Source organism: Kitasatospora sp. NPDC059462 (assembly GCF_042749955.1).
GTDB lineage: Bacteria > Actinomycetota > Actinomycetes > Streptomycetales > Streptomycetaceae > Kitasatospora.
Genome location: NZ_JBHYUU010000215.1, coordinates 1 through 12,111 on the forward strand (window position 1 = coordinate 1; position 12,111 = coordinate 12,111).

Sequence of the window (12,111 nt, forward strand, 5' to 3'; positions counted from 1 at the left end):
GTTCCCGGGGCGGCGCGGTGCCGGCGGCGGGGCGTCCGACGGGCTGATCCCCCGGCAGATCGGCGCCCGCCGCGCCCCGGTCCTCGGCGTCCGGACCGGCCCGCGCGGGCGGCTGCGGCACCGGACCGGCGCGCGACAGCCGGGCGCGCCGTCCGTTCGCGCCGGCTACCGGGCAGACTGGCGGGGTGAGCGACGAAGCCTTCAGCGGGACCGGCCCCGGGATGCGGTTCACCGCGGCCGACGAGGAGAAGAGACGCGGCGTCCGCCGGATGAAGACCATCGCGACCGGCCTGCTGGCCCTCGCGACCCTGGTCTTCGCCCTGGCCACCTGGGCGAAGGCGGCCGGCGCCGGTGCCTGGGCGGGCTATCTGGCCGCCGCCGCCGAGGCCGGCATGGTCGGTGCGCTGGCCGACTGGTTCGCGGTGACGGCGCTGTTCCGGCGGCCCTTCGGCCTGCCCATCCCCCACACCGCGATCATCCCGACCAAGAAGGACGCCTTCGGCCGCTCGCTCGGCGACTTCGTCGGCGAGAACTTCCTCTCCGGCCAGGTGGTGCGCGGCCGGCTCGCCGCGCTCGGCATCGCCCGGCGGCTCGGCGAGTGGCTGGCCGCGCCCGGCAGCGCGGAGCGGGTCACCAAGGAGGCCTCGGCGGCGCTGCGCGGGGTGCTCGCGGTGCTGCGCGACGACGACGTGCAGGCGGTGGTCGCCGAGGCGGTCACCCGGCGGGCCGCCGCCACCTCGGTCGCCGAACCGGCCGGCCGGATGCTCGGCAAGGTGGTCGCGGACGGCGGCCACCACGGCGTGGTCGACCTGATCACCGTCCGGGCGCACGACTGGCTCACCGAGAACCACGCCGAGGTGGTCGAGCGGGTCACCCGGAAGACCCCGGGCTGGACCCCGAAGTTCATCGACCACCAGGTCGGCGAGCGGGTCCACAAGGAGCTGATGCGCTTCGTCACCGACATACGGGACGACCGGCAGCACCCGGCGCGCGGCGCGATCGACAAGTTCCTCGCCGACTTCGCCACCGAACTGCAGACCGACCCGGAGACCATCGCCCGGGTCGAACGGGCCAAGGGCGAACTGCTCGCCCGGCCCGAGGTGCAGGACCTCATCGCCTCCACCTGGGCCGCCGTCCGCTCGCTGGTGCTGAACGCGGCCGAGGACGAGGAGAGCGAGCTGCGCCGGCGCATCCGCGAGGGAGTGCGCAGCTTCGGCGAGCGCCTGGCCACCGACGCCAAGCTCCAGGCCAAGGCGGACGGCTGGCTCCAGGACGCCGCCCAGTACCTGGTGGACACCTACCGGGCCGAGATCACCTCGCTGATCTCCGAGACGGTGGCGGGCTGGGACGCCGAGGACGCCTCGCGCAAGATCGAGGCCAACGTCGGCCGGGACCTCCAGTTCATCCGGATCAACGGCACGGTGGTCGGCGCGCTGGCCGGGCTGCTGATCCACACCGCGGCGGTCGCGCTCGGCGGCTGAGCCCGGTCTGCTTATCCTTGCGAACACTGCCGAAACGCGCGTAGAAACCAGAGAAGGGCACCACCGTGGTCCAGCCGGACGGAAGTCGGATCGGAACCCCCAGCGCCAGCACCCCCGCGGCCCCCGCGGCCCCCGCGGACCGCTCGATCGAGGCGTTCATCGCCGCGATGCCGAAGGCGGAGCTGCACGTCCACCACGTCGGGTCGGCCTCGCCGCGCGTGGTCGCCGAGCTGGCCGCCCGCCACGAGGGCCGGGCCAGGGTGCCCGCCGACCCGCAGGCGCTCGCCGAGTACTTCACCTTCACCGACTTCGCGCACTTCATCGAGGTCTACCTGAGCGTCGTGGACCTCGTCCGCGATGCCGAGGACGTCCGCGCCCTGACCTACGGCGTCGCCGAGGACATGGCCCGGCAGAACATCCGCTACGCCGAGCTCACCGTCACCCCCTACTCCTCGGTCAGCCGGGGCATCCCCGACGTCGCCTTCATGGAGGCCATCGAGGACGCCCGGCTGCGCGCCGAGAAGGACCTCGGGGTGGTCCTCCGCTGGTGCTTCGACATCCCCGGCGAGGCCGGTCTGGCCGCCGCCGAGGAGACCGCGCGGCTCGCCGTCGACCTGGCCCCGGAGGGCCTGGTCAGCTTCGGTCTCGGCGGACCGGAGATCGGCGTCCCGCGCCCGCAGTTCAAGCCCTACTTCGACCGGGCCCGGGCGGCCGGCCTGCGCAGCGTCCCGCACGCGGGCGAGACCACCGGGCCGGAGACGGTCTGGGACGCGCTGCGGGTGCTCGGCGCCGAGCGCATCGGCCACGGCACCCAGGCGGTCCACGACCCGGCGCTGCTCGACCACCTGGGCGAGCACCGGATCCCGCTGGAGGTCTGCCCGACCTCCAACATCGCGACCCGCGCGGTGGAGCGGATCGAGGACCACCCGATCAGGCGGATGGTCGACGCCGGGCTGCTGGTGACCGTCAACAGCGACGACCCGCCGATGTTCGGCACCGACCTCAACACCGAGTACGCGGTGGCGGCCCGGCTGCTCGGCCTGGACGAGGCCGGGGTGGCGGCGCTGGCGAAGAACGCGGTGGAGGCCTCCTTCCTCGACGGCCCGGGCAAGGCCCGGCTGGCGGGCGAGATCGATGCCCACCTGGCGCGGTGGCGCCAGGTCTGACCTGCGGTTCCCGCTCCGCCGGGGCCTCGTCGGCGGGTGCCGGCGGGGCCCCGGCGCCTGTCCGGGGCGCCCCCGCACCGCCGGTGGCGCCCCTCACTCGTTCGAGTGGTGCCATCGTGTGGTGCCAAAAAGGCTCGACATGGCGCCATGAATGTGCCATTCTCGGGTCATGGATCTCACGCCGTACGTCGACAACCTCCGGCACGAGCTCGCGGTGGCCGCGGGCGCGGGCGGGGACGAGGCTCGCGCCCTGGCCGAGCGCCTGACCCTGCCCTTGGAATCGGCCGCCCGGCTCACCCTGCTGAACGCGCTCTCCGATGCCATGGGGGAGGTGACGCGGGAGCTGGCACCGGGCTCGGTGGACGTCCGGTTGCGCGGCCTGGACCCGGAGTTCGTGGTCTCGGTGCCGGTGGGCGCCGACTCCTTCCACGACGCGGAGCCGGCCGGAGCGGGGTTGGCGCCGCCGGCGCCACCGATGGCGCCAACCGTGGCGTCGGCCGGCTCCTCCGGCGGCCCGGGCGAGGCGGCCGACGACGGCAACACCGCCCGGATCAACTTCCGGCTTCCCGCCCACCTCAAGGCCCGGGTCGAGGAGGCCGCCGGGCAGGAGGGCCTCTCGGTGAACGCCTGGCTGGTCCGGGCCGTGGCCGCCGCGCTGGACCCGGGCGCGCCCGCACGGCCCGAGCCGCGGACCAGGCGCGTCGCCGGCCAGGGGTTCACAGGCTGGGTCCGCTAGCCCGTCGGCCCGCCGCGCCGGCCCTCCGCCATCCACTCGCCATCCGCTCACTCTCACCTTCTTCCACCTGCGAAGCCGCAGGACAGAGCCACGAGGACGGGACAGCCATGCCTTCTTTCGACACCCTCGACCCGATCGGCGTCATCCTGGAGTTCGACATCGGCGCGGTGCGGATCACCGCGGCCAAGCGCACCGACACGGTCGTCGAGGTGCGCCCGGCCGACCCGGCGTCCGAGGCGGACGTCCGGATCGCCGAGCAGACCAAAATCACCTGCGCCAACGGCAGGCTGGTCCTCAAGGCCCCGAAGAAGCGGTCGATCTTCGGCCGGACGGGATCGATCGACGTCACGATCGAGGTGCCGGCCGGCTCCGAGGTCCGCGGCGACGTCCCGATGGGCGACTTCCTGCTGGAGGGCGTCTTCGGCGACTGCCGGCTGAAGACCTCGGTCGGCCGGATCCAGGTCGACGAGGCGGCCACCGTCCACCTGCGGAGCGACCACGGGGAGGTCCGGCTGGGGCGGGCCGACGGGGACGCCGAGGTGCTGTCCTCCGGGCGGGTCGAGATCGACAGCGTCGCGGGCGCCCTGACGGTCAAGAACCTCAACGGCGAGACGGTCGTCGGCCAGGTCGGCGGCGAGTTGCGGGCCAACTCCTCCAACGGCGCCATCACCGTCGGCACCGCGCTGGCCGGCGTCGACGCCAAGTCCGCCCACGGCACCATCCGGATCGGCGAAGTGGTCCGCGGCCGCACCGTCCTGCAGACCTCCATCGGTGACCTTGAGATCGGCATCCGGGAGGGCACCGCCGCCTGGCTCGACGTGCACACCAAGGTCGGCGGCGTCCGCAACACGCTGGAGGCCTCGGACGCGCCGGGCGAGGCCGCCGAGACGCTTGAGGTGCGGGCCCGGACGCAACTCGGCGACGTCGTGATCCGGCGGGCTTGACCGGCACCGGTCGGCCGCCGGGCAGGGGGGAGCGGCCGGCATGACTGCCGTCGCCGGCCCGCCCGGGCCGGGTGCGGCGATCCCCGCCGTGGGGCTGACCGGGGCCCACGGCGGGCGGACGGTCCTCGGCGACGTCCTTCCGGCCCTGACCGCGCGGGGGACCGGGGGGAGCCGCGGCGCTGTCCGGCCGTGGACCCTAGCGCGGCAGGCGCAGTGCCAGGCCGTCGAGGATGACGTTCAGGCCGTAGGAGAACTTCTCGTGCCGCAGGACGGCCGGGTCCGTGGCGGCGTTGGCCTCGGCCTCGGCGAAGGCCCCGGCCAGGAACTCGTGCCCGGCCACCGCCTCCTGGGCGGAGGGCATGAGGCGGGCGATGAACTCGGCCTCGCTCTGACCGCTGCGCTGGACCGTGGTGAGGAAGGCGGCCTCGGTGGTGCTCATCCCGAGCACGAAGGAGAGCACGGTGTCGATCGCCCGGGACGGCTCCGGGAAGCCGGCGGCCGAGAAGAGCGCGGCCATCCGCTCGGAGACGGTGATCAGGTTGGGGCCCAGGTAGACCAGCCCGGCCTGGCCGATGACCGACCCCAGCCAGCGGTGGCGCAGCGTGGTGGCCCGGAAGGCGTCGCAGGTCGCGAAGACGTCGGCCCGCCAGTCGGACGCGCCGGGGTCCGGGACGGGGATCTCGCCGAAGACCTCGTCCACCGCGAGTTCGATCAGCTCGTCCTTGGTGGCGACGTGCCGGTAGAGGGAGGTCGCGCCGGCGTTGAGGCGGGCGCCGAGCTTGCGCATGGACAGCGCCTCGGCCCCCTCGGCGTCGAGCATGGCGATCGCCTCGCGGACGATCGCCTCCCGGCTGAGCGTGGGCTGTTCGGCCTCGCGCTGCCGGCGCGCCCACACGGACGGGATCGGGTTCGTGATGTCGGCCATCGGCCGGTCCTCCCTCAAAGGGAATCGGCGCAAGGACATCCCTGCGTACAACGTTCGCAGGAAGCGTACAGGAAACAGAATTGCGCACACTGTTCCGCACTGCGTACAGTGTGCGCGTTGACGGAACGTCGTGCGCACCGTCGCACCGTCGGAGGGGAAGAACGCATGGAAGGCCGTAATCCGCGGCGCTGGATGATCCTGATCGTGCTGTGTCTCAGCACGCTCGTCCTGGTGGTCGACGGCATGGCGCTGACCGTGGCGGTGCCGTCGATGACCGAGGACCTGAACGCCACCGCGCAGGACACGCAGTGGATCCTCGACTCCTACATCCTGGTCTTCGCCGGCCTGCTGCTGACCTCGGGGAGCCTCGGCGACCGGTTCGGCCGGCGGAAGGTCATGATCGTCGGCCTGCTGCTCTTCGGGGCGGCCTCGCTGGCGGCGACGCTCTGCACCGACCCCGGTGAGGTCATCGCGAGCCGGGTGGCGATGGGCGTCGGCGGCGCGCTGATCATGCCCTCGACCCTGTCGATCCTGATCACCGTCTTCGAGGAGGACGAGCGCGGCAAGGCCATGGCGGCCTGGGGGTCGGTCTCGATGCTCGGCCTGGTCGGCAGCCCGGTGCTCGGCGGTGTGCTGATCGACCACTTCTCCTGGCACTCGATCTTCTTCATCAACGTGCCGGTGGTGGTGCTGGCGATCACCGCCGCGCTGGTCCTGATGCCCGAGTCCCGGGGGCCGTGGCAGAAGCCGGACCCGCTGGGCGCCGTCCTGTCGGCGGTCGGCATGACCGCACTGATCTGGTGGATCATCGAGATCCCCAAGCACGGCGCGTTCGGCGGCACCTCGCTGGTCTCCCTGGCGGTGGCGGTCGTCGCCCTCGGCGGCTTCGCGCTCTGGGAGAACGTGGTGGCGGAGCCGATGGTCCCGCTGGCGCTCTTCCGGCAGCGCAACTTCAGCGGCGGCTCGCTCTCGCTGACCCTGGTGCAGATCGGCAACGGCGGTCTGCTGCTCGTCCTCACCCAGTACCTGCAGTTCGTGCTGGACTACTCGCCCATCAAGGCGGGCCTGGCCTTCGTGCCGATGGCGGTCGCCGCGCTGATCGGCAACGGCGCCGGTGCCGGCCTCACCGCCAGGATCGGCTTCCGCCCGCTGGTCCTGGTCGGCATGGGGCTGATGGCCGGCTCCTTCGTCCTGCTGAGCACCGTCGACGCGGACACCGGCTTCACCGTCCCGGCGGTGGCGCTGGCCCTGCTCGGCCTGGGCGCCGGCCTCGCGATGCCGGCCGCCGTCGGCGCGCTGATGGGCGAGATCCCGCCGGAGAAGGCGGGTGTCGGCTCGGCCCTGAACGACACCATCCAGCAGGCCGGCACGGCGCTCGGCATCGCGATCCTCGGCTCGCTGCTGGCCAGCGGCTACGCCGACAGGATGCCGGCGGGCTCCTCCGAGCAGGCCCGGCAGTCGATCCTCGGCGCGCTCGTCGAGGCCGGCGCCAAGGGCGACCCGGGGCTGGCCCACGAGGCCCGGGAGGCGTTCACCTCGGCGATGTCCACCACCCTCACGGTGAGCGCGGTGGGCGTCCTGGCGGCGGCGTTGCTGGCGGCGGTGGTGCTGCGGAACCGGAAGCCGTCCGCGCCGGTGGCCCCGCAGGCCCCGCAGGCCCCGCAGGAGGACATCGCCGAACTGGCGGTGTGACCCGGGCTCCCGGGCGGCGGAACACGACGGAGGCCGGCACCCCGGGGAGGGGGGCCGGCCTTCGGGCGTCGCGGCGGTCGCGGGCTACAGGTTGATGTAGTCCACCTTGTCGTTCCAGTTGCCGCCGTACGGGTAGCCGAGGCCCGTGAAGTCGTAGCAGTAACCGTTCGACAGGTTGAGCGAGGGGTCCGGCTGCAGGGTCCGGTCGTCGTAGATCTGCATGTCGCCGACGGAGCGGTACACGCACGCGGAGCTGGCCATGTCGCGGAACGACCAGTCGGAGAGGTACTTGGTGCCCGGCTGCGACCAGCGCAGCAGGGTGCCGGAGAAGGTGGAGTGCTCCCAGAGGCAGGCCCAGCCGTAGCCGCAGTCGGAGGTCGCCTGCGGGGTCAGCACGACGCCGGAGGCCGCCGCCGGTGCGGCCTTGGCGGTCCTGGCGGCCTCGGCGAGCGCCGGGTCGATGACGGCGAGCGCCGCGTCGGCCTCGGCGACGCTGTCGTGGCAGTAGACGGCACCGCCGGTCACCTCGGTGCACACGCGCGCGCCGTTCCAGCCCTTGCCCAGGTCGATCTTCTCGCCCTTGTAGGTGGCGATCACCGGCTTGGACGGCGTTGCCCCCGTCGAACCGGCGGACTGCCGGGCGTCGGCGGACGGGGCCGTCGGCGCGGACGGCACGGGCGTCGCCGTGGCCGCCGGGGCCGCCAGCGCGAGCGCGCCGGCGGCCGCGGTGACGACGGCGAGCATGCGGAAGGAACGCACGGTCAACTTCTCCCCTGATGAGTCGTGGCAGGACTGTGCTGCCACGAACCCAACGCCGGATCGGCCGTTCGCACAATAGTTCCGACGAGGACCGGTCAATGGCTGGCCGAATTGGCTCAATGGCTTGATTCCACGGTTTCCGCCGGAGCCGTCGTACCGGGGACGTCGACGATGCCCCGGGCGAGGACGGCGGTGGACTCCACCTCGTCGCCGGACCTGCCCCAGGGGCCGTCCTTCACCAGGACGGTGCGGGTGCCGAGCAGTCCCAGGGTCGTCCGGTCGAAGATCCACTCGAAGCGCCGGCCGTCGTTCACCCGGGCCACGGCCACCCCGTGCCGTCCGGCGGCGTCCACCGAGTCGTCCACGGCCACCACCCCCGGGATGCGGGCGGCGGCGCGGTAGAGCGCCGAGCCCGTCTGGGGCGGGACGACCGAGTCGCGCAGGAGGTCGCCGATGGCGATGAAGGCCTCGTGGTCCGCTCCGGCGGTCGAGCCCGACCCGGCGCCGTGGTTCGGCCCGGCGTCGGTGTAGATCAGCTTCAGCAGGGCGTCGGGATCGGCCGGCAGGGTGGTCAGCAGACGGTAGGTGGGGGAGTCCAGCGAGCCGCGGGGAACGGCGGGCAGCGAGGTGTCGGCGCCGTCGCGGCGCACCAGGCCGGGGCTGCTGCCGTCCACGGCGGTCCAGCGCTCGGTCTCCGTGGTGGCGTCGGTGCGCGCCATGGCACCGTCGGAGGCCTCGGTCATCGTGCTGGTGTGGGCGACCGTCCGGAGGTAGGTGAACTGGCCGTCCCGGGCCGGGGGCTGGGGCTGGGCGTAGGCGACCTTGGCGATCCGGTCGAGGAGTTCCACGGAGGCCGCGGTGGCCGGCGGCCGCGGGTCCTGGGAGGAGGAGGGCTCGGGGGCCAGCGTGACGGCCGTGATGGCGGCGGCGGTGGCGATGGCGGTCACCGCGACGAGGCCGCGCCAGCGGGCGGTGAGGGCGGAGAAGGGGCGGGGCCGGGCGAACTCGGCGAGCAGGAGGTCGCGGCGGAGGGCCAGCTGCGAGGGGGAGGGTTCCGGGTGGGGCGGCGGGGGGAGCAGCCGGGCGAGTTCACGGCGCTCGCTGTGTTCGTTCCACTCGGACTGGTCGGTGCGTGTGGTGCTCATGGCCGCCTTTCCTGGTGGTGGCCCACGGACTGATGGCTGATGGCGAGGCCCACCCGGGGTGGTGCGGGGGGATCCTCGGCGTCGACGATCCGGCGGAGCTTGTCCCGCACGCGCGAGAGCCGGGAGCGGACGGTGCCGACGGGTATGCCCAGGGCCCGGGCGGCCTCGGCGTAACCGAGCCCGGACCAGACGACGAGGGTGAAGACCTCGCGCTCCGGCCCGCCGAGCTGGTCGAGCGCGCGGACGGCGGCGGCCGCCGTGTTGGCGTCGGTGATCCGGCTGACCACTTCGTCGGCGAAGTCGGGGATCGGATCGCGCCGGGGCAGGCGGGACATCGCGTCCCGGTGCCGGCGGGCCGTGCGGGCGGTGTTGCGGAGCACATTGGTGGCGATGGCCAGCAACCAGGCACGGGGGTGGAGGACCTCGTCACGGAGCTTTCTGCGGAGCCGCCAGGCTTCGAGGAAGGTGAGGGAGACGATGTCGTCGGCGAGGTCGCGGTCCCCGGTGGACCTGTACGCGTGCGCGAAGACCGTGCGAGCGTGCTGATCGTAGAGCTCGGCGAACAGCTGGCGCTCGCCGGCCTGCGTCTGCTTACTGGACAAGGAGGACTCCACGCAGATCTGGTGTCCGCAGGACGGAGGTGGTTCCAGAGAAATTCGGGAAAGGGCGGGAGAGGACGGGGAGGCCGGCCCGCGGCCCCGGAACGGGGACCGGCCCGGGCGATCGGGTTGAGTTCGCCCATAGGCGAATGTCTAGCGTCGACGTCATGACAGAAGACAACGCCAAGGACCTGACCGAGGACCGGATCCGGGTCGCCGTGGTGATCGGGAGCGTGCGCAGGCCCAGGATGGCCGATCCCCTCGCCGCGTGGTTGGAGCGCGAGCTCGCCGCGACCGACTGGCTCGACCTCGACGTGATCGACCTCGCCGAGGTCCCGCTGCCGATGCACGAGATGCAACCGGGAGGGGCGGCCGCGTCCCCGATCGCCGGCCGGCTCGCGGAGGCCGACGGATTCGTGTTCCTCGTACCGGAGTACAACCACAGCTTCCCGGCGCCGGTGAAGAACCTGATCGACTGGCACTTCACCGAGTGGGCGTACAAGCCGGTCGCGTTCGTCGGGTACGGGGGTTCCGGCGGGATCAGGGCCGTCGAGCAGTTGCGGACGGTCTTTCCGGAACTGCGCGCCACCACGGTCCGGGAGGCGGTGCTGCTGCCGATGCCCTGGGAGCACCTCGACGCCGACGGCCGTTTCGTCGCTCCGCCCGGTACGGCGCGGGCGCTGGGCGCGACGATGAACGAACTGCGGACGTGGGCCGTGGCCTTGCGCCCGGTCCGGACCGCGGGCCCGGCCGCCCGGACATGAGCAGGCGGCCACCGCCGCGCCCCTGGGACACTGGACCGGCAGGATCCACCCTCGGACGCGGGACGTATGCCATGACCACCACCGGGCACTCCGGCCACGGAGCGAGCCATGCCACCCTGACGGTCGGCCAGCTGGCGAGGGCTGCGGGGGTGACGCCCAACGCGGTCCGCTTCTACGAGCGCTACGGCGTGATCAGCGGGTACCGCAGCAGCGGCAACGCCCGCCGTTTCACCGTCGACGCGATCTGCCGGGTCAAACTCGCCCTCGCCGCGCAACGCGTCGGAATCACCCTCAAGGAGAGTGCCGACATCCTCGCCGGCATCCCTCCCCTCTCCCCCGATCTCGACCGGTGGGCCGCCGCGGGGGAGGAACTCGTCCGGATCGGCCGGGACCGGATCAGCCGGCTGCAGTCGACGGTGAACGAACTGGCCACGCTGGAGTTCCTGCAGGCGGACCCCCGGGCCGATCGCCGCGGGGTGCCGTCCGGAGCAGTCGGGAGCGGGTGAGGCGGCGGGCGGGTTCGAGCGCCCGCCCGCCCGCCCGCCCGCCTGCCCGCCCGGCCGGTCGTGCCCGGCCGCGCGTCCGGCCTGACCGGCTGCCCGGTCGGCCAGGTCGGACGCACCTGCCGCGGCCGGCGTCATGGCACCGGGCCGCGCTCCACGGGTGGGGCCGACGTCTCCCGGACGTCGGCCCCGTCCTGACACGAGCTCAGCGCAGCGCCCTGAGCCCGGCCGCCGCGTCGGTCCGAGCGGTCGGCCGGCCGTCGCACAGGGTCTTGACCGCCACGTCGACCACCGCCGCGTCGAGGCCCGACGGGTCCGTGCCCTCGTACGGGTTGTACGACAGCGCCACCTGCCGCGTCCCGTCCGCCGTGCCGAACAGCAGGGTGCCCCAGCCCGGCAGGCCGCCGTCGTGGCCCCACAGCGGGCCGCAGCCGAAGTCGGCCTGGGCCACGCCGAGTCCGTAGAACGAGGTGCCCGAGCCGGTCGGCACCGTCCGCTTCAGTTCCGCCTGCTCGGCGGGCCGCAGCAGCTTGCCGCCGAACAGGGCGGCGTGGAAGCGGTTGAGGTCGGCGGGGGTGGAGATGCCGTTGCCCGCCGCGTCGGCGACGGTCGTGTTGAGCCGGGTGATGTCCGCCGGACCCTCCGGCAGCTTGGCGTACGCGTGGGCGTGCGGGCCGCGCAGGCCGGTCTCGGAGGCCGGGAACACCGTGTCGTCGAGGTGCAGCGGCCTGACGATCCGCCGCTCGACCTCGCTCTGCCAGCTGTTCCCGGTGAGCTTGCGGATCACCATCCCGGCGAGGACGTAGTTGGTGTTCGAGTACTTCCAGCCCTGGCCCGGGGCGAAGTACGGCGCGTGCGCGACGCCGACCGCGACCAGCTGCTCGGGGCGGTGGTCCTGCCAGCGGCGCGACCCGTAGGCGTAGTCGCGCAGGCTCGCCTCGTCCTGGTAGAAGAACTGCGGGTCCTCCAGGTAGTCGTACAGGCCGCTGGTGTGGTTGAGCAGTTGGCGCACGCTGATCGCCCCGCCGTTCGGGACGACGCCCGGCAGGTGGCGCTCCACCGGGTCGTCCAGCCGCAGCCTGCCCTCGGCGACCAGCTGGAGCACGACCGTCGACACGAACGCCTTGGTGACGCTGCCGATCCGGAACCGGCCGTCCGGCCGGACCGGCTGCCCGGTGGCCAGGTCGGAGGTGCCGGCCGCGCCCCGCCAGATCCGGCGGCCGTCCTGCCGCACCTCGGCGAACGCGGCCGTCGAGGAGCCGTCCGTGATGAACGCCTGCAGCTGGGCCTGGGCGTCGACGCCGGCCGGCGCGGCCGCCGGCGCGGCCGGCTTGGCCGCCGTCGCCGCCGTCGCCGCCGGGGCGAGCGTGACGACCGCCGCCCCGGCCAGTGCGACG

General features: G+C 73.5%; 12 protein-coding genes. 7 read left to right on the top strand and 5 right to left on the bottom strand.

Translation table 11 applies throughout. The annotated features are described in order from the left end of the window. Positions 1 to 221: 221 nt before the first annotated feature. From ACFXAM_RS33635 to ACFXAM_RS33650, 4 genes are all read left to right on the top strand, one after another. Positions 222 to 1,481, top strand: coding sequence for a DUF445 domain-containing protein (locus tag ACFXAM_RS33635; protein ID WP_380297103.1), 1,260 nt, complete (start codon positions 222 to 224; stop codon positions 1,479 to 1,481). 89 nt (positions 1,482 to 1,570) lie between these two features. Then, positions 1,571 to 2,647 (top strand): adenosine deaminase, encoded by a 1,077-nt coding sequence (locus tag ACFXAM_RS33640; protein WP_380297105.1) that lies wholly within the window; start codon positions 1,571 to 1,573, stop codon positions 2,645 to 2,647. 169 nt (positions 2,648 to 2,816) lie between these two features. Beyond that, the gene (locus ACFXAM_RS33645) at positions 2,817 to 3,383 is read left to right on the top strand and encodes a hypothetical protein (RefSeq protein WP_380297085.1); all 567 of its coding nucleotides are present in this window, start codon (positions 2,817 to 2,819) and stop codon (positions 3,381 to 3,383) included. 107 nt (positions 3,384 to 3,490) lie between these two features. Next, a complete protein-coding gene (locus ACFXAM_RS33650; RefSeq protein WP_380297087.1) occupies positions 3,491 to 4,327 on the top strand; it encodes a DUF4097 domain-containing protein in 837 nt (278 codons plus the stop codon). 196 nt (positions 4,328 to 4,523) lie between these two features. Here ACFXAM_RS33650 and ACFXAM_RS33655 read toward each other — a convergent pair whose 3' ends face one another. Then, positions 4,524 to 5,252 (bottom strand): TetR/AcrR family transcriptional regulator, encoded by a 729-nt coding sequence (locus ACFXAM_RS33655; protein ID WP_380297089.1) that lies wholly within the window; start codon positions 5,250 to 5,252, stop codon positions 4,524 to 4,526. 165 nt (positions 5,253 to 5,417) lie between these two features. On the opposite strand from ACFXAM_RS33655, the gene ACFXAM_RS33660 reads away from it, so the two are divergent. Next, a complete protein-coding gene (locus ACFXAM_RS33660; RefSeq protein ID WP_380297091.1) occupies positions 5,418 to 6,944 on the top strand; it encodes an MFS transporter in 1,527 nt (508 codons plus the stop codon). An 84-nt stretch (positions 6,945 to 7,028) separates the two neighbouring features. On the opposite strand, the gene ACFXAM_RS33665 is transcribed toward ACFXAM_RS33660, so the two are convergent. The 3 genes from ACFXAM_RS33665 to ACFXAM_RS33675 form a co-directional block, all read right to left on the bottom strand. Then, positions 7,029 to 7,703, bottom strand: coding sequence for a peptidase inhibitor family I36 protein (locus ACFXAM_RS33665; protein WP_380297092.1), 675 nt, complete (start codon positions 7,701 to 7,703; stop codon positions 7,029 to 7,031). A 116-nt stretch (positions 7,704 to 7,819) separates the two neighbouring features. After that, positions 7,820 to 8,848: a CU044_5270 family protein gene (locus ACFXAM_RS33670; RefSeq protein ID WP_380297094.1), complete on the bottom strand. Its 1,029-nt coding sequence runs from the start codon at positions 8,846 to 8,848 to the stop codon at positions 7,820 to 7,822. Further along, the gene (locus ACFXAM_RS33675; RefSeq protein WP_380297096.1) at positions 8,845 to 9,450 is read right to left on the bottom strand and encodes an RNA polymerase sigma factor; all 606 of its coding nucleotides are present in this window, start codon (positions 9,448 to 9,450) and stop codon (positions 8,845 to 8,847) included. Before ACFXAM_RS33675 ends, ACFXAM_RS33670 begins: the two co-directional genes overlap by 4 nt. A 164-nt stretch (positions 9,451 to 9,614) precedes the next feature. On the opposite strand from ACFXAM_RS33675, the gene ACFXAM_RS33680 reads away from it, so the two are divergent. Further along, positions 9,615 to 10,211 carry an NADPH-dependent FMN reductase gene (locus tag ACFXAM_RS33680; RefSeq protein ID WP_380297098.1) on the top strand — a complete coding sequence of 199 codons (597 nt, stop codon included), beginning with the start codon at positions 9,615 to 9,617 and terminating at the stop codon, positions 10,209 to 10,211. Between the two features lie 71 nt (positions 10,212 to 10,282). Next, positions 10,283 to 10,717 (top strand): MerR family transcriptional regulator, encoded by a 435-nt coding sequence (locus ACFXAM_RS33685; RefSeq protein ID WP_380297100.1) that lies wholly within the window; start codon positions 10,283 to 10,285, stop codon positions 10,715 to 10,717. A 202-nt stretch (positions 10,718 to 10,919) separates the two neighbouring features. Here the strand turns inward: ACFXAM_RS33685 and ACFXAM_RS33690 are convergent. Then, on the bottom strand, positions 10,920 to 12,111 hold a 1,192-nt coding region (locus tag ACFXAM_RS33690; RefSeq protein ID WP_380297101.1), incomplete at its 5' end, for a serine hydrolase domain-containing protein.